This window comes from Aeromonas eucrenophila, assembly GCF_000819865.1.
Lineage (GTDB): Bacteria > Pseudomonadota > Gammaproteobacteria > Enterobacterales > Aeromonadaceae > Aeromonas > Aeromonas eucrenophila.
This window is the reverse complement of sequence record NZ_CDDF01000010.1, coordinates 48,219-69,297: the sequence shown is the minus strand read 5'-3', so window position 1 is coordinate 69,297 and position 21,079 is coordinate 48,219. Positions and strand designations below refer to the sequence as shown.

Annotated in this window: 19 protein-coding genes; 10 read left to right on the top strand and 9 right to left on the bottom strand. The window is 60.0% G+C overall.

Annotation, left to right across the window (positions count from 1 at the left end; all coding sequences use genetic code 11):
* The 3 genes from BN1124_RS10325 to BN1124_RS10315 all read right to left on the bottom strand — a co-directional run.
* A partial coding sequence (locus BN1124_RS10325) for an NAD(P)H-dependent flavin oxidoreductase (RefSeq protein WP_042641623.1) occupies positions 1-821 on the bottom strand: 821 nt, incomplete at its 3' end.
* On the bottom strand, positions 818-1,105 hold the full coding sequence (locus BN1124_RS10320; protein ID WP_042641622.1) for a helix-hairpin-helix domain-containing protein: 288 nt from the start codon (positions 1,103-1,105) through the stop codon (positions 818-820). The genes BN1124_RS10325 and BN1124_RS10320, both read right to left, overlap by 4 nt.
* Before the next feature lie 72 nt (positions 1,106-1,177).
* The gene (locus tag BN1124_RS10315) at positions 1,178-1,819 is read right to left on the bottom strand and encodes a ribonuclease T2 family protein (protein ID WP_042641621.1); all 642 of its coding nucleotides are present in this window, start codon (positions 1,817-1,819) and stop codon (positions 1,178-1,180) included.
* Between the two features lie 234 nt (positions 1,820-2,053).
* Between BN1124_RS10315 and BN1124_RS10310 the strand changes: the two genes are divergently transcribed.
* Positions 2,054-2,614, top strand: coding sequence for a gamma carbonic anhydrase family protein (locus BN1124_RS10310; protein WP_042641619.1), 561 nt, complete (start codon positions 2,054-2,056; stop codon positions 2,612-2,614).
* 99 nt (positions 2,615-2,713) lie between these two features.
* On the opposite strand, the gene BN1124_RS10305 is transcribed toward BN1124_RS10310, so the two are convergent.
* Both BN1124_RS10305 and BN1124_RS10300 read right to left on the bottom strand, forming a co-directional pair.
* A complete protein-coding gene (locus tag BN1124_RS10305) occupies positions 2,714-5,767 on the bottom strand; it encodes a cytochrome c peroxidase (protein WP_042641617.1) in 3,054 nt (1,017 codons plus the stop codon).
* Positions 5,768-5,968: 201 nt separating this feature from the next.
* Positions 5,969-6,874 (bottom strand): SAM hydrolase/SAM-dependent halogenase family protein, encoded by a 906-nt coding sequence (locus tag BN1124_RS10300; protein ID WP_042641615.1) that lies wholly within the window; start codon positions 6,872-6,874, stop codon positions 5,969-5,971.
* Positions 6,875-7,046: 172 nt separating this feature from the next.
* Here BN1124_RS10300 and BN1124_RS10295 point away from each other — a divergent pair, with 172 nt between their 5' ends.
* From BN1124_RS10295 to BN1124_RS10270, 6 genes are all read left to right on the top strand, one after another.
* A complete protein-coding gene (locus BN1124_RS10295) occupies positions 7,047-7,508 on the top strand; it encodes a hypothetical protein (protein WP_042641613.1) in 462 nt (153 codons plus the stop codon).
* 428 nt (positions 7,509-7,936) lie between these two features.
* On the top strand, positions 7,937-8,521 hold the full coding sequence (locus tag BN1124_RS10290; RefSeq protein ID WP_231553626.1) for a CsgG/HfaB family protein: 585 nt from the start codon (positions 7,937-7,939) through the stop codon (positions 8,519-8,521).
* Between the two features lie 11 nt (positions 8,522-8,532).
* Positions 8,533-8,892, top strand: a complete 360-nt coding sequence (locus BN1124_RS10285) for a DUF4810 domain-containing protein (protein ID WP_042641609.1) — start codon at positions 8,533-8,535, stop codon at positions 8,890-8,892.
* Positions 8,889-9,542, top strand: coding sequence for a DUF799 domain-containing protein (locus tag BN1124_RS10280; RefSeq protein WP_042641607.1), 654 nt, complete (start codon positions 8,889-8,891; stop codon positions 9,540-9,542). Before BN1124_RS10285 ends, BN1124_RS10280 begins: the two co-directional genes overlap by 4 nt.
* A 298-nt stretch (positions 9,543-9,840) precedes the next feature.
* Positions 9,841-11,322 carry a GGDEF domain-containing protein gene (locus BN1124_RS10275; protein WP_042641605.1) on the top strand — a complete coding sequence of 494 codons (1,482 nt, stop codon included), beginning with the start codon at positions 9,841-9,843 and terminating at the stop codon, positions 11,320-11,322.
* 153 nt (positions 11,323-11,475) lie between these two features.
* Complete coding sequence (locus BN1124_RS10270; protein ID WP_042641602.1) at positions 11,476-12,726, top strand: DEAD/DEAH box helicase; 1,251 nt, start codon at positions 11,476-11,478, stop codon at positions 12,724-12,726.
* Positions 12,727-12,865: 139 nt separating this feature from the next.
* On the opposite strand, the gene BN1124_RS10265 is transcribed toward BN1124_RS10270, so the two are convergent.
* Both BN1124_RS10265 and BN1124_RS10260 read right to left on the bottom strand, forming a co-directional pair.
* A complete protein-coding gene (locus tag BN1124_RS10265) occupies positions 12,866-14,158 on the bottom strand; it encodes a lipopolysaccharide biosynthesis protein (protein WP_042641600.1) in 1,293 nt (430 codons plus the stop codon).
* A gap of 115 nt (positions 14,159-14,273) precedes the next feature.
* A complete protein-coding gene (locus BN1124_RS10260; RefSeq protein ID WP_042641598.1) occupies positions 14,274-14,516 on the bottom strand; it encodes a hypothetical protein in 243 nt (80 codons plus the stop codon).
* 711 nt (positions 14,517-15,227) lie between these two features.
* On the opposite strand from BN1124_RS10260, the gene BN1124_RS20875 reads away from it, so the two are divergent.
* Positions 15,228-16,043: a hypothetical protein gene (locus BN1124_RS20875; RefSeq protein ID WP_082041541.1), complete on the top strand. Its 816-nt coding sequence runs from the start codon at positions 15,228-15,230 to the stop codon at positions 16,041-16,043.
* A gap of 2 nt (positions 16,044-16,045) precedes the next feature.
* A complete protein-coding gene (locus tag BN1124_RS10255) occupies positions 16,046-16,783 on the top strand; it encodes a hypothetical protein (RefSeq protein WP_042641627.1) in 738 nt (245 codons plus the stop codon).
* Between the two features lie 41 nt (positions 16,784-16,824).
* Here the strand turns inward: BN1124_RS10255 and BN1124_RS10250 are convergent, their stop codons facing one another.
* Complete coding sequence (locus tag BN1124_RS10250) at positions 16,825-18,528, bottom strand: amidase (RefSeq protein WP_042641596.1); 1,704 nt, start codon at positions 18,526-18,528, stop codon at positions 16,825-16,827.
* Between the two features lie 181 nt (positions 18,529-18,709).
* Positions 18,710-19,807, bottom strand: coding sequence for an agmatine deiminase (gene aguA / locus BN1124_RS10245; RefSeq protein WP_042641594.1), 1,098 nt, complete (start codon positions 19,805-19,807; stop codon positions 18,710-18,712).
* A 147-nt stretch (positions 19,808-19,954) separates the two neighbouring features.
* Between aguA and BN1124_RS10240 the strand changes: the two genes are divergently transcribed.
* Positions 19,955-20,872 (top strand): LysR family transcriptional regulator, encoded by a 918-nt coding sequence (locus BN1124_RS10240; RefSeq protein ID WP_042641592.1) that lies wholly within the window; start codon positions 19,955-19,957, stop codon positions 20,870-20,872.
* Positions 20,873-21,079 lie beyond the last annotated feature (207 nt).

Genomic DNA, 21,079 nt, shown 5'->3' with positions numbered 1-21,079 from the left:
GCGGGGCGGCCGCTGAACAGGTTGGTCAGCGCGGTGTGATGACCCCATTCGGCGTGGAGCGCGGCGCGGTGCAGGGCAGAGGTCGTCGCCTCAGTGCTGCAGAGGAAGGCCGTGCCCATCTGCACGGCGCTCGCCCCCAGCGCAAGGGCGGCCCGGATCCCCTTGCCATCGACTATGCCCCCCGCCGCTATGACTGGCAGGTTCACCGCCTGCACTATTTGCGGCAGCAGAGTGAAGGTGCCTTGTTGCAGGCTGAGATCGTCCGAGAGGAAGTGACCGCGGTGCCCCCCCGCCTCCAGCCCCTGGGCGATGATGGCATCGGCGCCATGCGCGCTAAGCCAGCGCGCCTCTGCCACCGTCGTCGCGCTGGCCAGCACCTTGGCGCCCCAGGCCTTCACACTCTCGAGCAAGGCGGGAGCGGGCAGGCCGAAATGGAAGCTGACCACGGCGGGTTTGAACTCGGCCAGGATGGCGGCATGTTCTGCATTGAAGGGGGCGCGGCTCGGGGCACTCAAGCTGGCATCGGCCGCGAGTCCCAGCTCGGCATAGTAAGGTGCCAGTGTCTGTCGCCAACGGCGCTCTTCGGCGGGATCCAGATCCTGCTGATGGTGACAGAAGAAGTTGATGTTAAAAGGCCCTGGACCACTTTCCCCGAGCAGGGTCAGAGAGCGCCGCAGCTCGGCGGAACTGAGCATGGCGGCGGGCAGGGAGCCCAGCCCACCGGCGGCGCTGACCGCCAGCGCAAGCTTGTAGTCTTGAACCCCTGCCATGGGGGCCTGAATGATGGGATAGCGAAGCCCGAGTTGGTCAAGCAGCGTCATGCTCCGCCCTCTGCCTGCCCTGCCGACACGGCCTCTTCTATATAGTCGCGCGCCATGACGATGGCCCCCTCGACGGCAACCCGCGCCTGCGGGCTGTTCTGCCAGCAGGTCGAGCCCAACATGCTGGCCACCAGCCGAACTATCTGGCCGGTGTCGGCCTCCGCCAGCTCGCGCAGGCTATGGTAGCCGAGCTGTTCGAGCCGGCCGATGACGGTGGGCCCGACACCCTTCACCCCGAGCAGCAAGGCCCTCTCCTTCGCCGGGAACTGTTTCATCTCAGTCATTCATCGCCTCCCTGTGTCATGACACTGCTTATCTCTCTGCCTGTCTCGACGGCTAACTATCAAAACCGCTGTTTAACGCACATTTCTTAGCAGGAAATTCGGTTGACCGCAGGAGCGTGACTCTCGCTTGCGCATCTCGTCGGAGCAGGGCACGGCGTCGCGCCCATTCTTGTCGATGCAGACATAGATCTCCCGCAGGAAACGTCCGCCGTCGGCGCAGGCCAGGGTGATGCTCCCCTTGGACAGCCAGGGGTTGGCATCCACCAGATCCTGCTTGAGTTGATCTCGGCTCTTGCGCAGCGGCTCGGCCGGGGACTGATAGGCAGCAGGCACTGTGACCTTCTCACGCAGGGTACTGGCCAATTGATGGAACTGCGCCTGGTCGAGGCCGGAGCAGGTGCCGTGCTTCTGCCATTCGTGGCCATAGAGGAAGCGGCTGGGATAGAGTCCGGCAAACTCGCGCTCCATGGCGGGATCCAGCCGCTCGGTGCCGCAATCACTCGGGTAGCCGCGCTGATATTGCGGCCAGAGGCCGTGCAGCACGAATCCCAGCGGTCGGCTGCACTGCTCCCGATCCCCCGGTTTGACGGCGCAGTGCTGGGGCGACCAGGAGAGCGCCAGCGCATAGTAATCAAACTCCCCGACCCGCCCCTTGGCCTGCACCGCCGAGATCCCCAGCAGGGCTCCCATCAGGAGCACCATCATCTGCTTCATCCATCTACCTCCTCACGTCTCGTGGTTCACCTTGGCAAGGCTGAACGCCCCCAGAACCGAGTCCCATGTTCCCACCGATGGGACCCGAAAAACAACCATCTGAAATGTCCCTACTTATACTGGGTCAGACCAGTAAAGGGTTTCCCCTGCCGGATCAGAGGCGTAAGCTGACTCTCCGGCGAGCCCCTGCGTCCCGCCACCCTATCCCCGAATTCAGCTGCAACAGGACGTAACATGATCCGCAAGAATCCCTCAGGTCACCTGCCCGTCATCCACGAATCCGCCTATATCGACAAGACCGCTATCATCTGCGGCAAGGTGATCATCAAGGAAAACGTGTTTGTCGGCCCCTACGCCGTGATCCGCGCCGACGAGGTTGACGAGACCGGTGACATGGAGCCCATCGTCATCGGCGCCAACTCCAACATCCAGGACGGCGTGGTGATCCACTCCAAGTCCGGCGCCGCCGTGACCATAGGCGAGTTCAGCTCCATCGCCCACCGCAGCATAGTGCACGGCCCCTGCGAAGTGGGAAACCGGGTCTTTATCGGCTTCAACAGCGTGCTGTTCAACTGCCACATCGGCGAAGGCTGCGTGGTGCGCCACAACTCGGTCGTCGACGGCTGCGATCTGCCCGCCGGCTTCTACGTGCCCTCCACCACCCGTATCAACCAACAGAGCGATCTGGCCGAGATCCCGCGGGTCACCGTGGATGCCACCGAGTTCTCCGAGGACGTGGCCCACACCAATATCGATCTGGTCAAGGGTTACAAGGCGCTCTCCAACGAGTTCTAAGTTCCTCCTTATATAAGAACGAAAAAACGGGCGCCTGGGCGCCCGTTTTTATTGCGGTTTTTATTGCGGTTTTTATTGCGATAGAGGAGTGCTAGCGCGCTAGATGGCCCGCACACAGGCAGCAGCATGGGCCTCTGCCGGCACATCGGTGAGGGGCTCGCCGGTGCCCAGATCGAGCAGGGGCGCCTCGCCGTCGCCATTGCTGGCGTCGCTGCTCCAGAAGCGGCTGTAGAGCGGCCAGCCCTTGTCGGTCAAGAGCTTCATCTCCTCACCGCCCTGGTGATGGGCGGCGAACAGGCCCGCCAGCTCCTGGGCCGTCGGCAGGCGCCAGTCGTCATGACCACGGGCCACCAGCTGCTGGCAATAATCGCGCGCCCGCTGCTGGCTCATCATCGCGTAGTTGGCGCTGAAGGGGTTGTAATCCCCGTCCTCGTCGTTCGCAACGTCGTCATAGGTAATCTTCAGGCGATCCGCCTCGCTCTGGGTCAGCGGGCAGACGAAGGAGAGCTTGCCCGCCGCAAGCTCTGGCTGATGACAACCCTGGCTGAAGTCCGGCTCGGCATCCACCACCTGCACTCGTACCGCCAGGGTACGGCCACCGGCGCTGACCCGCACGCGGGCCGGGCCGACGGCGAGGCCGCTGACCATCCCCTGTCCATCGACCCTCGCCAGCTCGGGCAACTCGCTGGACCAGGTTGCCGGCTCGGTGAGCTGCGCCAGGGAGCCATCGCTCAGGCGCAAGGCCAATTGCAGGGCCAGGGTACGGCCGACCTCCAGCTGAGGCAGGGCCGGTGTCACCACCAGATCGATCGGAATGGCGCCGACCGGGCGGGCGTCATCCACCTTGCTCAGGCCCAGCTCGGCGACGCTGGCCGGGGTGCGCCTCGGCTCGGCGGAGGCGCCGCGCAGGAACTCGCCGATGGCGTCCAGCTCATCGTTGGTCAGACCCAGGGCATGCAGGTGATCGGAGGCCTTGGGGAAGAAGGGATCGTGCTGATCCGCTCCGGTCGGGAAGCCGACCCCACTGCTCCACTTGGTGACGCCGAAGTTGTACATGGCCACCACCCCCTGTACAGATCCGCCGAGGCGCTGGGCCAGGATAGGGAAGACGCCGTTGTGCATATAGGGGCCGGTGAAGGCCACGTCTCGCAGGCTCGGGGTCTTGAACAGCCCCATGTCCGCCTGCTGGCGGGTCTGCAGGAAACGACCCCTGTCTTCCAGGTTACGGCCGTAATAGGTCAGCCCCACGCTCTCGAACTGATGCTGGCTCAGCAGGGGGCCCGAGTGGCAGTTCATGCAACGGCCATCGGTCCTGAACAGGTGCATGCCCCACAGCGCCTTGTCGCTGAGGGCCTGGGCATCCCCCTTGACGAAGCGCTCCAGCGGGCTCGGGCTGCTGATGATGGTGCGCTCGAAGGTCGCGATGGCCTTGGCGACCCGATCCAGGGAGATGTGATCGTCCCCGAAGGCCGTGGCGAAGGCCGCCGGATAATCCGGGCTGGCTCGCAGCCGCACCAGCAGCTCGTCGTGATCCAGCGCCATCTCCACGGGGTTGTTGATGGGGTGCAGGGACTGCTCCTCCAAAGAGCCGACCCGACCATCCCAGAACTGGGTGCTGCTGTAGGCGGCATTGAGGATGGTCGGCGCGTTGCGGGTGCCCTTCTGGCCGAGATGACCGACCGAGACGCTCAGGCCATCGCTCCAGCCTTTCTGGGGATCGTGACAGCTGGCGCAGCTGATGTCGCGGGCCTGGGAGAGCTGCTTGTCGAAGAACAGCTGCTGACCCAGCACCACCTTGGCGCGGCTGTAGGGATTGTCGGCCGGGAAGGACACCGCAGGCATGGCCCCGAGCTCCTGCCACTGCACGCCTTCGTCCACATTGGCGGCGGGCCACTGGCTGCTATCGCCGGCGTATTGCGCCCGCAACGCCGCCAGATCCGGCATGACGCCGTCGCGCACCACAGAGGGGCGCACCGGGTAGAGGGCGAGCGCATACCAGAGCAGGCTGCCCTCCCCCTCGTCGAGCCAGCTGCGGGTCTGCGGCTGGTAGAGTCGCTCCTTAGCGCCATCCTGCAGCCAGATCTGCTGGGGCAAGGCGATAGCGAAGGTATGGGGATAACGCCAGCCCTGCTTGTCGGTGGTGAGCAGGCGCTCGAACTCCACCAGGGTCGGCAGGCGCCAGCCGGTCTGACCACAGTCGGTCGGGCGCTGCAACAGCATATCTCTGGGAGTCGCCGCCGAGCTCATAAAGCCCTTCCCCGGCAGCCAGTATTGGCTGCCCTTGACCCCGGAGACGCTGCGCACGTCGTGCAGACAGTGCCAGGCGCCCTGGGTCAGCAACTTGCCCTGTTCATCCAGTCGCAACAGTTCGGCGGTCTCCGGCTCCCCAGGGATCACGGGCTTGGTTGGATAGAGCGCAAGCTGGGCGGCCTGGATCGCGGCCTCGTTGGTGCGGCGATACCAGCTGCGGGCGGCACTGTCCCCCCGCAGCGCCAGCAGCATCTGCCAGCTGTCGGGATAGTTGAGCTCGGCCCCCAACCGCTGGGCCCGCAGCAGGGTGGCGTAGTCCTGAATGGCAGCCTGTTGCTGCAGGCGGATCTCGCTGCCCTGCCCCCATTCGCTGGCATCGAGTGCCCCGTCACCATTGCGATCGCTGAGCAGGAAGAGGGCAGTCTCCTCCTCATCCAGTCGCAGTGTCGGCGCGGCGGCGCGGCGAGCCCGATTGTCACCGGCGGCCAGGTCGGCCACCAGGGCACTGCTGGCCCGCAAGATGTAGCCATCCTGCTCACCGCTGAGTTCGAGGGGCGCACTCAACAACAGGCCGGCGGGCAGAGTCAGGGTCGTATCGCCCTGACCGCTCAGGGTCACGGAGCTGCCTATTCCGGTGGCGCGCTGGCGCAGGCTCAGGGTCGCCCCCGGCGCCAACCGGTCACCCAGATCGATGGCGAGGGTCAGATCGGCGCGAGTGTGGGTCTGCAGCGGTGGCTCGACGGGTGGGGTGACGATCGGCGGTGTGACGATCGGCGGATCGATGACAGGCGGAATGACGACGGGAGGCTCGACGACAGGCGGCACGGGATTGGAGCCGTCGCTGCTGTTGTCGTTGCAAGCGGTCAGGGCCAGCAAGCTGGCCAGCAGTAATATGGGTTTCATCTTGTGGTTGCGGTGGGCAGACAGGCCGGCGATTATCTACTTAAATACCAATCGTTATCAATTGCATTCAGTTAATGTTCATTTTGATAACAACTGCCACCAGCAACCCCTTGCCAACAGATGACGAGAGGGCCGGCACCTGCGGGTACCGGCCCTCTCCCACCCTAGCCTCGGCTCTAGAGCCCACTCAGGCAAGCATCGTTAACACTTCTTCAGGCTGACATGCCAGTTGGCACCTGACTGCACCTGATGCTTGGCGGCGAAGCTGTCCATGTTGAGCGCCACCGACACCTGCAACAGGCTGTTGAGGTAGATGAGCGGCTGCCCCTCAGGCACGTCGCCGAAGCTGCTGACGTAGGGGGCCTTGCCCTCGTACTTCTGCACGTCTCCTTCGCTTATCTTGAAGCAGGCCTGGTCCCCCTTGTTGATCCCCGCCTTGGCGAGCAGAGTCTCGTCGATGTTGGTCCAGACGTTGCCGTACTGCACATCCAGGATGGGGATGGTGCCCTTGAGGGTGCCATCGGCCTCGGCCAGCGCCGGTTGGTAGGGAATGGTCACCACCTCGGCGGGCAGCAGCGGCCCCACTTGCTCGTAGCTGATGGTGCCGGAGGCGAGCCGCGCCCCGGTATAGGCGTAAACGTCGCGGCCGTGGAAGGTATAAGACTTCTCGGAGCCCTTGAGGCGATTGAGTTTCTCGTCGATCTGACGCACCGCCTCGATGCCGAAGTGCTCGGCCACCAAGGTCAAAGTGCCGTTGTCCGGCGAGACGATGTAGTGACCGCTCTTGGTCTTGAGCACCACTGAGTGGCGCGCCGTGCCCACCCCCGGATCCACCACGCTCACGAATACCGTGCCCTTGGGCCAGTAGTTGATGGTCTGATAGAGGCGGTAGGAGGCTTCCCAGATGTTGTAGGCCGGGATCTCGTGGGTCAGATCGTAGAGCGGCAGGGTGCGGTCCACCCCGAAGGCGACCCCCTTCATGGCCGACACGGCGCCATCCTTGAGGCCAAAGTCGGTCTGAATGACCAACGCCTCGTTGGCGAAGGCGCTACCAGCCAGCAGCGAGAGGGTGAGCGCGAGCACGCGGGGAGCGGTGCGAATATCCATATCGAAACTCCTTGGGGACAGATGAAAAGCAGAGATAGCCATTTAGACATCCAGAATGCCATTAACTCTGTTCTTTGCAAGCCCCAAGACCCGAATGGGGGAAAGCGCTCGCCTGCGCCCCCGAACGGGTGTATCCATGGGGCTGTATCGAGAATTGAAACGAGGAGTGGTGATGACAGAGCGACAAGCCCCCAGGCTCTCCCTGATCCTGGGTGAGCAGGCGAGCCGATTGGAGATCCTCCGGCAGGATGGCTCGCGTGACACCTACCCGCTGGCCTTTGGTCTGGATGCCATGACGCCGGGCCCCTTTCGCCGGGATCCGCCGACCGCAATGGAGCTGGAGCAGGCCATCATGGTGGTGGAGGATGTGCTGATGCCGCTGGCGGCCCAGATCCCGCCCCACCAGCAACTGACCCTGCACAGCCCCGTCCAACTGGCCGGAGCCCTCGGCAGTCATGAACTGAGCCGGGAGAGCGTCGAGCAACTGTTCGGCCAGTTTGCCGCCATGGTCGAAGGGGATCCGCTGGCGGCGGCCAACCTGCCCAAGGCGCGCCACTTCGCCGCCACCCTGCTGATCCTGCGCGAATGGATGCACCATCTGGATGCCCAGCGGGTCGTGCTGGCCAATCACTGACATTCTCTCGCTGACGCCGAGGATCCAACCCTGAGCGATCACATCATTCGCTCATCTCCCCCTGACCACTGCAACCTGCACCGAGCCGGCCCCACCAGGCCGGCTTTATCTCTTGAAGGAGTACCAACCTGATCGATCGCAGGCCCACGGGATGTATTTCATGGCCGGAAGCAGGAAATCGTTTGTAGTGATAAAACCAATCCACTCTGTTTTACATCTTTAGACGACAGCACACTGAGTGCGTGGTTTTTAAGCTAAGAATCCCCCCATTCGGGGGCCTTTATTCGCGATGATAAGTGCTAGAGTCTGCCGTTGTTTTTCCTTAAATAACGGGATGTTATATGAAGAAGTTAGTTGTTTCATATAGTTTAATATTGATAACAAGCTTATTGGCCGGTTGTGCCAGTGAATCCTCTCGCTCACTGGAAGTGCCAAAGGTCGCTTCCTACCAGAGCCACTACCAAGGTGTGCGCAGCCCGATCGCTGTCGGCAAGTTTGACAACCGCTCCAGCTACATGCGTGGCATTTTCTCCGATGGCGTGGATCGACTTGGCAGTCAGGCGAAAACTGTTCTGATCACTCACCTGCAGCAAACTGGCCGCTTCAGCGTGCTGGATCGCGACAATATGGATGAAATCAAGGCAGAAGCCGGGATCAAGAAACAATCTCAGGCACTCAAGGGAGCCGACTACGTGGTAACCGGTGATGTGACCGAGTTTGGCCGCAAGGAAGTCGGCGACCACCAGCTGTTTGGCATTCTGGGCCGCGGTAAGTCCCAAATTGCCTATGCCAAGGTCAACCTGAACATCGTCAACGTCACCACCTCTGAAGTCGTCTTCTCTTCTCAGGGGGCCGGGGAATACGAGCTCTCCAACCGCGAGATCGTTGGCTTTGGTGGCACCGCCAGCTACGACTCCACCCTGAACGGAAAAGTGCTGGATCTCGCCATTCGCGAGGCAGTCAACAATCTGGTCAACGGTATCGAGACCGGCGCCTGGCGTCCCGCCCAATAGGAACAATGACGATGAAATCTATCAATCTCTACCTGCTGCTGGCAGGCACCATGCTGCTCACCGCCTGCGCTCAGGCTCCACGCTCCCTGTACAACTGGGATCAATACCAACCCGTCGTCTATCAGCACATGCAAGGCGATGAGGCCGGTGTAGAAGCCCAGATCACCGCGCTGGAGAAGAACCAACAAGAGGCCAGCGCCAAGGGGCAGGCTGTTCCCCCAGGATTCCATGCCCACTTGGGGATGCTTTATGCACAGCTGGGTAAGGATGACCAGACCCGCCAGCAATTTGAAACCGAGAAGCGCCTCTTCCCCGAATCTGCGCCCTTCATGAACTTCCTGATGTCCAACAAGAAAGGGGCCACTCAATGAACCTGCGTACCCTACTCCCGCTCATGCTGGGTACCCTCCTGCTGGCTGGTTGCGCACAGCGCCCCACCTATGACTACAGCAACTTCAAGGAGAGCAAACCGACCTCCATTCTGGTACTACCGCCGGTAAACCACTCCCCTGATGTCAAGGCGGGAGCCAGCCTGCAGTCCCAGATCACCTACCCGCTCGCCGAGTCGGGTTATTATGTGCTGCCGGTCGCGGTCACCAACGAAACCTTCCGGCAGAATGGGGTTACCGAAGCGACAGACATTCATGCCCTGCCCATCAAGAAACTCCATGAGATCTATGGCGCCGACACCGCGCTCTATCTAGACATCAAGGACTATGGCACCAGCTATCTGGTCGTCTCCAGCGCGACCGTGGTCACAGCCAGTGCCCGCCTGGTGGATCTGCGAAGCGGTAAACTGCTGTGGGAAGGCACGGCCAGTGCGAGCAGTGCCGAGCAACAGAGCAATTCGGGAGGCGGTTTGATCGGTATGTTGGTGGTTGCCGTCGTCAACCAGATTGCCGACACCATCACCGAGAAGGGTCATGAAATCGCAGGCGTCACCAGTTTCCGGTTGCTGAGTGCCGACATGCCCAACGGTATTCTCTACGGTCCCTACTCGCCGAAATCCCAGAAACAATAAAGAGTCATCTCACCATTAAAAAGAGGGCGCCAGCCCTCTTTTTGATGGCTGCCAAACCCGCGTTCAATCTGCGTTCAGCCTGCGCCTGTTACCTCAAATCCTGGCGCCATCCCCTTGTTCTTCACCCATAGGGCAACCAGCGGCTTCTTCCGCCATCCTCTGCGTGGCGGAAACGGCTATCTATCTCCTTGATATTAATGGTGCATTTCTCTGACAATGGCATCAAGCCAGACCCCGCTTGCTTATACTGGGGCAGTTGTCACGAAAGCCATCTCACCATCTTAGGAAAGGCCCAGACATGCCGGTATCGACGTTGCGCTCCCTACCCCGCAAGTGGCTGACCCGGCTCGGATTGCTGTGTCTGACGCTGGCGGGACTGGCACTGGTATGCAACTACACCTATCTCAGCATTCGTCATGACATGGCACTCATCACCGCCAAACAACCCAACGTGTTCGAGGTCTTCTATCAGCGGGCCCGCATCCTGGCGCCCGCGCGACTGGTGCAGTTTATCGATCAGACCCCCATCAGGATCCCCATCTTCAGCGAGAACCGCGATGCCCTGGCCTATGTCTATGGCTATGACTTCAAGACCCGGGAACGATTCGCGGAGATCCCCATCATGCCGTCTGTTCGCGATACCCTCCCCGCCTACCAGTACGTGCTCTCCTACCCCGAGGTCATCAACCTCTACACCATCTTCGACGATCACCGCCTGCTCGGCATGGTGCCCGACAACCATGATCTTCCCGTTCGGCTGCAAACCGCCAATACGGTGCTGGATCAGATAGCGTCCTGGCGCCACTATTTTGACTGCACCTCTTTTGCGATGACCCATGTCCCCTGCAGTGCAGACGAGGCCCAGGTGTCCGACATCTACACCGACACCTTCACCCAGCGCCAGACCATCACCATGTATTTCCCTTTCGTCTTGTACGAGCAGCCCAGCAGGGAGTATCGCTACGGCCTGACGGGGATCGACATCGCCATCGATGCCGCCTTCCAAGATGTGCTGCAACCCTATGAGAGCCTCAACCCGACCCGCACCGTCATCACCTTCGATGCGGTCGAGCCTTGCCGTCCCCGCCACATCTGCCTGAGCACCCCGCTGATGCGCACCAAGGCCGGGGCCGATCTCTATCTCAAGTGGTCCTATTCCTACGGCGACTTCCTGTGGAAAGTGGTGATCTACAGCCCCGCCTTCAAGCTCTATCTGATTGCCCTGCTGCTGTTCATGCTGACCGGCCGGCGCATCTATACCCGGTTGCGTGCCCTGGCCCACACGGATCACCTGACCCGGCTGCCGAGACGGGAGATCCTGGATGGGGATCTCTTGCAGGAGCACGACTATCTGATGATCCTGGATATCGACAACTTCAAGGCCATCAACGACACCTATGGCCACAGCGTGGGTGACACTGCCCTTGCCGCCTTTGCCCGCCACCTGCACACCAGCATCCGCCACGGGGACACAGCCATTCGTTGGGGAGGTGAGGAGTTCATCACCCTCTACAAGGGGCTCGAGGACGAGGCCCAGATGCGCCAGACCGTCGGCCGCCTGCTGGCGGCTCCGCTCCAGATTGCCGAGCTCCCCATCCCCATCACCTTCTCGGCGGGCATCATCCGCATCCGCGACTACCTGACAGTGCCGGACGCAGTCACCCTGGCCGACGAACTGCTCTATCACGTCAAGCAGCGCGGCAAGCACAACATCGCCTACTACCAGGGACAGGCGATAAGACTGGTCAGGGAGCCCAGCGCACCACAAACAGCAGAGTGAACAGGTAGAAACCGCTGCTGACAAGCATCGCGCTGGTTGAAGATCGGCAGGCAGCCGATGTTCTTCTCAACTTCTGCTCCAGCGAGCGCTTCTGTTACCATTTACCACTGTGACTGTTTTCATCCCGCCGCGACGGCTCAATCTGGTATCCCTATGTCCCTTGCCTCCTTTGCCGAACTGGCCCTCTCCCCCCGCCTGCAGCAGACCCTGAGCGAGCTCGGCTATGCCCGGCCGACCCCCATTCAGGCCAGCGCCATCCCGACCATACTGGCGGGCCGCGATCTGCTGGCGGGCGCCCAGACCGGCACCGGCAAGACGGCCGCCTTCGTGCTGCCGCTGCTTGAGCGGCTGATGCTGCACCCGCAGGATGAAGCGCCCCGCCCCATCCGCGCACTGGTGCTGGTGCCGACCCGCGAGCTGGCGGTGCAGGTGCACGAAAGTGTGCTGCGCTATGGCAAGGAGACGAACCTCACCAGCGCCCTGGTCTATGGCGGGGTGAGCATAGCCGCCCAGGTGGAGGCACTGAAAGCCGGGGTGGATATCCTGATCGCCACCCCGGGCCGGCTGCTCGATCACCTGCGCCAGGGGGCGCTCAGCCTCTCGCAGCTCCGTCATCTGGTGTTCGACGAGGCGGACCGCATGCTCGACATGGGCTTTATGGACGAGATAAAAGCCCTGCTGAAACAGATCCCGGCCGAGCGCCAGACCCTGCTGTTCTCCGCCACCTGCGATGACAACCTGTTCGCCCTGAGCCGCGTCTTGCTGCGCGATCCCGTGCTTGTCGAGGTGGCAACCCGCAACACCACGGCGGCCGAGATAGGACAGCGGGTCTATGCGGTGGATGGCGATCGCAAGCAGGCCTTGATCGAACACCTGATCAAGGTGAAGGGCTATGCGCCGGCGCTGATCTTCAGTCGCACCCGGCAGGGCGCCGACCAGCTGGCCCAGCGACTCGGCAAGGCGGGCATCAATGCGCTGGCCTTCCACGGGGATCTCTCCCAGAGCGCGCGGGAAAAGGTGCTGCTGGAGTTTCGCGCCGGCACCCTGCAGGCCCTGGTCGCCACCGACGTGGCCGCCCGCGGGCTGGATATCGTTGAACTCAACTATGTGATCAACCTGGAGTTTCCACATCAGCCGGAGGATTACGTGCACCGCATCGGCCGCACCGGTCGCGCCGGCAACAAGGGGCTCGCCATCACGCTGTTCAGCCCGGAAGACGCGCCTCAGCTGGAAAAGGTCGAAACCGTGCTCGATACCCGCCTGCCCCAGCAGTGGTTCCCGGGCTTCGAGCCGGATCTCACCAAGTTCGAGCCAGAACCCCGCAGGAGCAGCAGGGCCGCCCAGAAGCAGAAGGCCAGAAAGCAGGCGCTGACGGGTAACAAGAACGGCAAAGGCAAGCGCTAGGCGCATCGGTTCCCCTCTCCCACTGTTTGCCATCAACAAGGGGAGCAGGACCGGGAAAGAAAGAAGCTTCAGCGTCTGCATCCACTCCCAATAAAAAACGCCCAGTCGGGCATTTTTTATTGCTCTTATCCAGATATCACTAGGACTGAGGGAGTGGCTCGGCCGGCAGGGAGCGGAGGATCCGCCGCTCCGCCAGGGTGGAGAGGATAAACATCGCCAGATAGCCCAGACCCAGCGCCACTATGATGGCCACCACGTTGGCGGTGAACTCGGCCACCAGGTAGTAAGCCGCCACCAGGGCCACTATGCCCACCAGGCGGATGATCAGGCTCTGGGTGAAGTGGCCGTGAGCCTTGATATAGGCGAGCTGATAGCCGTTGAGCATCATAAAGATAAAGAATATCGAGAAGTGGAACAGCACGGGCACGGCCCCCGCATAGTCGGCGGGGAACAGCAGCAACACCAGCGACTTGCCCGCCAGCAGCATCACCAGGAAGAATATTATGCTAACCACGGCGCTCAGGCGGAAGATCCAGCTACGGATCAGCCGGATCTGGCGGTGATCTCCATTGCGCAAATTGACCGCCAATTCCGGCAGCACGAAGCGGTAGATGGGGAAGACGAACAGGGTCGTCATATAGGTGAAGATGGGGCGCACCACCACCTGAAAATCCCCCAGTTCATCGAGGCTAAAGTGGCGGATGGTGAGCAGCACCGTGATGTAGATCATCAGGATACTGGCCCCCGCCTCGAGGGAGGCGGTGAAGCTCTTCTTCACATAGCTGCGCATCTCGGGGCCGAGCGCCACCTTGGCGAGAGGCCGGGTGGCGATGGCCCGGCGCCGGTGCAGATACATATAGCCGGCGATGCCGAGCGATGAGAAGGTCAGGCCGTAGAACAGCGAGGCGAGCGCCTCCATCCCGAGGCCGAAATAGCAGATCCCGAACATCAGGGCGTTGGCGAGCGGCTCCAGCCAGGTGACCCGATTCGCGATCTCGTACATCCGGTACATGGCCACCAGATTGGTGAAATAGACCTTGAGCCCCAGCCCGAAGATGAGCCCCACCAGGTGCAGATACTCCACCCGGATATGGAGCCCGTGCTTGATATAGGGGATCACGACGCCCCAGGTGAGCAGCACCATGCCGATGAGGAAGTAGCGGAAGATATTGATGATGTCCCGATCGTTTCGGGTCTGGGAGTAGCTCACCACCATGGAGGAGCGAAAGCCGGTCATCAGGATGAGAGACAGTGAAATCAAATCCACCACGCTGTTGAACAGCGCCAGATCCCCCTTGGCCACCCACTGCGCCAACCACACCTTGAAGGCGAAACCGATGAGGATGCTGGCGAGCGACGCCCACATGCCGGTGACAAAGGCCTGCTTGAGGCGGGTGAGGGAGTCGGGTTGTGCGTCTTGCATAACTTGCATAGGTGAAAGGCCGGGTCGCTGCGAGGCAAGGGAGAGGCCCATCTTATAAAAGGGAGACCCGGATTGAACAGCCTTTACGCCCCAGGCTATTAATCAGGGACCGGCAGCCGACCCATCACGGCGCCAAGATGACACCACACTCAGAAGCGGAGCCTTGGTTTTCCAACTTCATTCCGAACCAAGAGTCGGCCCTCTGGCCATCACGCTGACCATCACTCTGGCCATCATAGTGCTCCACCCCATGGCTGGAGCTTTGTGGCTGCAGGCACTCGCTCCCCGCCGCCCGCACGCTGCCACCCCAGAGGCCAGCCACAACTACCAAGCCCCCCGCCAATCCCACCTTGATCCAACTCTTCATGTTGTTGCTCCTTCTCAATATCCGCCCCCTGGCCTTTTGCAGCATCGCGGGCCCAGTAGTGAACAGAAGATACGGGGGATTTGTGAGGGAGAAATGCGCTTGTGTGAAGTCTGGGTGAAGTTAGAAGCGAGTCGCGACAGAGATTGCGGTTGGCAGTGCGGAAAAGCCGAAAGTGGAATGACGGAAAGTCGTCTGTGAGATGACGGGAGCAAGCGGCAACTCTTTATGAAAGCGCCCCCTCACCCTGGCCCTCTCCCGAGGGAGGGGGATGGATCGTGCCATTGCCAAACCTCTTATCTCCACCCGCACTACATAGCCAACGCATAATCAGCGAGGCATATCTGTCCCCTTCTCCCCTTGCGGGAGAAGGGCTGGGGATGAGGGGGAGGTAACAAATGTAGGGATGATTAGCGCATCGTAATCGTCCGTTTACCACGAATATGGTGATCGGCCGACAAGCAGGGAACCTAAGACTCTGGCGGCCTTATACGGTTCCACAATTAGTACCTATGTACCTGATGTAACAGCGAGAACAGCGAGAACAGCGAGAACAGCGAGAACAGCGAGAACAGCGAGAACAGCGAGAACATTGGGCTCAGAATGTTGATCGTCATCATATAAATTAACTTTTCATGTTTCAGCTATTGAAAAGCTGAACGCTAAATAAAATCATGTTCTTTTATCAACCTTTTCATATTTGCGAGGAAAATAATGAAGATAAGTCTTGATTTAACTATAAACAGTGGCGATAACGATGTTGATATGGATTATGCCCTTCAGACTTTATCAGGAGCATCGGGAGTTACCAGCATTATTACTGAAGCCGTTCTTCGTGGGAAAGTCAAAGAAAATAGACATCAAAGCAATGAAATAAGAACTAACCTAAAACATTCATTTACAGGATCTTTCGGTCAGTGTTTTGATGTTGTAATAGCAGATCAAAAGGTTGCGGCGCGCCTTGCAAACATGACTCGAACTGTATTTTCAGAAGTAATGGGCTATTATATTTATGAATCGCTTTTTTTAGAGAGTGCAGAGCTAAGCGGTGCCGCTAAAAAAGTCGTTACGGGATTGGAAGATATCGAGGATGAACTAACCAAAGCCATTCGAAACAGACTAAAAAACATGCATAAAATCTCGACCATGTGTAATTATTCTGTCGATTTGAATTACAGAAAACCTGGTGGAAAACAAAAAATTGCAACTCTAAACCAGAATACAGCTTTAAATATCACTGAATTAATTGAAACTGACCACGACCATCGAATTGAAGCTATTATAACTCGTTTCAACACTTTTACTGGAAATGGTAGGTTGTTGGTCAATGGGGAGGAAAGAACTACTTCTTTTGGTTTTTTGAATGGATTAAAGTATGTAACTGATGCGCAAACAAAGAAAATAACTAGTAATCTTAACTCCAATAATAGATTGGCCGAGGAAGACCGACAATATTTGTCGTTAAAGGTTAGAGACATGACTATTAGCAATGGTGAAATCGTAAAATATTTGATTATTGAGGTGGAATGATTATGGGATTTATTGGTTGGGGAGCGTCAATTATTATAATGATAGTTTTGGGGTTATACTATTATCAATTTGGCGTAGGCCCAACCACTCTTTCCGAGGGCAAAGATGTATGGGGGCAGTTTGGTGATTATTTTGGTGGAACTCTTAACCCAATTCTAAGTTTCATGTCAGTGCTGCTTCTAATTAAATCAGTTAGGTTACAATTGATCGCAAATTCCTCCTTAATAAAAGAGACGCAGAGACAGGAGTTTCTCGACAAAAGGAAATCTTTTGAATTTCAGTTTTATAATTTAATGGAAGCTCAAAAAAGCGGCTTTGATGATTTCTCTTTGAAATTTCCATCACCAAGTGGGTTAGTAAAAAAAGATAAAGTTGATGCGGTCAACGAACTTGAGAACCTCATTAAAAAAGGTAGGGGTGTTACAATTGATTTATCTCAGGTGCTTGAGGCGTTAGATAATAACTCTGATGACAAGATATTTTCTTGTGCTCGAAGATTCTACCTTATTGTTAAACTCATTAACGACAAAATTACAGTGGAGAATGGCTTTGATGAAAAAGATAAACTAATGTACGTAGAAACATTAGTTAATTTATCTGATTTTGCAATGATCAGATTAACATGCATAATCATAACTTATCTTTCTTGGCCTAACGTCATGTATGTAAAAAACACCGCCGAAATTAATTCGGTTATTAATTCAACTGGATTAAATACCTACATAGAGTCGTTAACGTAAGAGGTTGCATATTCGCAACCTCTTATACCTATTAACTGGTATCACCCCAACGGCGGGGTACGCGGCGGCACCATCCGCTTGCTGCCGGTGGACTCGAAGGCCGAGGCGACGCGCAGCAGGTTGTTGTCGTCATAGGCGCGGCCGGCGAAGGTCAGACCCACCGGCATGCCGATATCGGCCATCACCCCCATGGGGACGGTGACGGTCGGCACGCCGAGATGGCGAATGGCGAGGTTGCCGTTGGCGACCCAGATGCCGTTGCTCCAGGCGATGTCGGCGGAGGCCGGATTCACATCCGCATCGGCCGGGCCGACGTCGGCAACCGTGGGGAAGAGCACGGCATCGAGTCCGAGCTCGTCCATCCAGTCTTCCAGATCCAGCTTGCGGGTCTGCTCCAGGCCACGCAGGCCATCCGGCACAGAGGCTATCTCGTCGAAGCGCTTGAGGCCGCGCTTGGCCATCTTGACGTATTCGTCCATGCCGGCGGCGAGGTCCCCTTCGCGGTTCGGCAGGGTGCCCGGATCGTGGGGGAAGATCTTGGGCCCGTCGACATCCTCAAGCTTGTTGAGCTTGGGATCGCCGTTGGCGCGCAGGAAGTCGTCGAATGCCCAGCCGGACAGTTCCCACAGCTCGTCATTGAGAAACTCTGGGCTAACGATGCCGCGGTTGAACACGGTCGGCGCACCGGGTCTGTCCCCTTCGCAGTTGGAGACCAGGGGGAAATCCACCTCAATCACCTCGGCGCCGGCGGCTTCCAGGGCCTGGCGAGCCTGTTCCCAGAGCGCAATCACCGACGGACGGGTATGGATACGCTGGCCAGTCGGGCCGCCGATGCCGGGGTGCTCGCTGGTGCCGGCCAGTTCATCCTTGTTGATAAACATGCGCGGCACGCCGAGGCGCTTGCCCTTGAGGGCGGAGGCACCGGCGGCGAGATCAAGGTAGGAGGCCGGGCGCACCTCGGAGGCCTTGGGAAGCTTGATCCAAGGCTGCAGACGCCACAGATCCCCGCGGGTGTCCGCATCATCGGCGACCACCACGTCCAGCACTTCCAGCAGGTCTGCCATGGTGCGGGCGTAAGGTACCACCACGTCCATGGTCGGGGTCAGCGGCCAGTTGCCGCGCACCGAGATGACGCCGCGGGACGGGGTGTAGGCGCACAGACCGTTGTTGGAGGCCGGGCCCCGGCCGCTCGACCAGGTCTCTTCGGCGAGGCCAAAGGCGGAGAAGCTGGCGGCGGTGGCGGTGCCGGCGCCGTTGGAGGAGCCGGAGGCAAAGGGCGCGGTCAGGTAGTCAGCGTTATAGGGGCTCTCGGCGCGGCCATAGACGCCACGCTGCATGCCGCCATTGGCCATGGGCGGCATATTGGTCTTGCCCAGACAGATAGCGCCGGCGGCCCGCAGCCGCTCGACGGTAAAGGCGTCGCGCTGGGCGACCAAGTCTTTGAACGCCGGGCTGCCGGAGGCGGCGGTCAGCCCCTTGACCAGGTAGCTGTCCTTGGCGGTGTAGGGGATGCCATCGAGGGGCCCCAGGGTCTCACCACGGGCGCGGCGGGCATCGGAGGCTTGCGCCTCTTTCAGCGCATCGGGATTGGGTACCACCAGAGCGTTGAGCTTGGTATCGGTCTCGGGGCCGTTGTAGGCTTTGATCCGGGCCTGATAGGCCTCGACCAGTTCGACCGCAGTGGTGCGGCCGGATTCGAGCGCGGCACGCAGCTCGGCAATGGAAACCTCTGTCACTTCGATCATGGGGATCTCCTGTAAAGGGTGACGATTTGACGATATCCGCGCTGCAGGGCGGATGCATCAGGTGATTGCTTGGCAATGGTAGCCGGCCTCTCGCGCCTTCAAGCACTATCGGCCACCATGCCAGTGAATAGATAAAAACCCCGGTTCGCGGGGCTTTTATTATCGAGAATCCCCTGCCAGCTTACTTGCCGGACGGGATCTGTTGGGTAATGCAGTGGATATTGCCGCCCCCCAGCAGGATCTCGCGGGCCGGTACGCCGATGACCTTATGCTCCGGGAAGATCTCTTCCAGAATGCGCTGGGCCTCGTCGTCGGTGGCAACATCCAGCAGCGGGTAGACGATGCGATCGTTGGTGATCAGAAAGTTCACGTAGGAACCGGCCAGACGACCTTCCGCCTCGCGCGGCACGCCGCTGCCGCTCTCGACGCCGGCGGACTCCTCTTCGGTACAGAACAGCGGGCCCGGCTGGGGCAGCTTCCAGACTTTCAGCTTGCGACCCTTGGCGTCCACCGCCGCTTCCAACACCTCGAGGGCAGCCAGGGAGCGGGCGTACTGGGGATCGGTCTCGTCGTCGGTCCAGTGCAGGGCCACTTCACCCGGGCGCACGAAGCAGCAGATGTTGTCGATATGGCCGTCGGTCTCGTCCAGATAGACGCCCTCGTTCAGCCAGATAAAGCTCTTCACGCCGAGGTAGTCGCGCAGGTGAGCTTCGATCTGCGCCTTGGAGAGGTGCGGGTTGCGGTTCTCGTTCAGCAGGCACTCGGCGGTGGTCATGCAGGTGCCTTCGCCATCCACGTGGATGGAGCCCCCTTCCAGGATGAGCGGCGCGTCGTAGCGGCTCATGCCGTGCTCGGCCAGCATCTTGGCGGCCACTTCTTCGTCCTGATTCCAGGGGGCGTAGAGACCCCCCTTGAGGCCGCCCCAGGCGTTGAAGCCCCAGTCCACCCCACGGCACTCGCCGGCGGCGTTGGTGACCACGGTCGGGCCGCTGTCGCGGGCCCAGCAGTCATCGCTCGCCATTTCGACCAGGGTGACGTGGGCGGGCATGATGGCGCGGGCCTGATCCATAAACTCGGCCGGCACCCCCATGAAGACAGGGGTGGCGCCACCGATGGCATCGGCCACCTTGGCAAAGGTGCTCTGGGCGAAACGACCCGCTTCACGCCAGTTGTCCGGGCGGAACGGCCAGATCATCCAGACGGCCTGCTGGTGCGCCCACTCGGCGGGCATGGTGAAGCCGTCGGCGGCCGGGGTGGAACTGATGGTCTTGATGCTCATCGCAAGACTCCTTGCATGGATTGAGGCCCCCCGGATTGACGCGGGAACGTTGGAAAAATAAGAGTGAGCCGCAGTGTAAGAAGTTGCGTTCACATCAATCAAATGAATAGGATTAATCATCCCATAAACAGCGTGAATAATCCCCCCATGAAATTGCACCAGCTCGACCTCAATCTGCTGCTCGCCTTTGACGCCCTGATGACACAGGGCAGTGTCACCCGCGCCTCGGAGGCGCTGTTTATCAGCCAGCCCGCCATGAGCCACTCCCTCGGCCGGCTGCGCACCTTCTTCGGCGATCCACTGCTGGTGCGCACGCCCCAGGGGATGTTGCCGACCCCCCGCGCCCAGCGGTTGCACCTGGGGGTGCAGCAGGCGCTGCGGCTGCTGGAGCAACAACTCAGCGACGAGGAGGTGTTCGAGCCGCGCCACTCCAAACGCCGCTTCGTGCTCTGCACCACCGACTACGTGGAGTGCGTGCTGATCCCGCCGCTCATCTCGCGCCTCAAAAAACTGGCGCCCGGGGTCACCATCGAGATCCGCATCCTGCGCGACAGCCTGCCGGAGGCGGAGCTCGCCAGCGGTGAGATAGACCTGGTGCTGGGGTTTGACGAGTACATGCAGGTGCCTGGGTATCTCGGCAAAGAGACCTGGCTGACCGAGCCCCTGGCCGGGCTGGTGCGCGCCACCCGCGAGCTGCCGGAAGAGCGGATAACGCTGGCGCAACTGGTGGAGATGCCCCATGTGTTCCACTCGCCGCTCGGCACCTCGGAGGCGAGCCTGGACAAGTTCCTCCAGACCCGGGGGTTATCCCGCACCATCTCGGTCAACAGCCAGAGCTATATGTCCGCCGCCGCCATAGTGAGCCAAAGCGATCACCTGCTGGTGCTGCCCAGCAAGGTCGCCGAGCTGCTGGCCGAGCACTGGCCGCTCAAGAGCCTGCCGCTGCCCGAAGATGTGCCGGATTATCACCTCAACTGCGTCTGGCACCCGGTCCACGCCCAGCAGCCCGCACTGATCTGGCTAAAGGAATTGATGCGGGAGCTGGTCAATCAGGAACCGGGCTAATGCAGCAACTGCGTCTGGCACGCTCTCAATAACCATGCCCAACAACCGGCGTTGATTTGGTTGAAGGCGTTGATGCGGGAGCTGGTCAATCAGGAGCCGAGTTAGCGGAGTGAGTTATATCTGACTTACGCAATGCCAGTCTTAGTGTCTCCCCCCCCTCATCCCCAACCCTTCTCCCACGAGGGGAGAAGGGAGCAGATCGGCGAT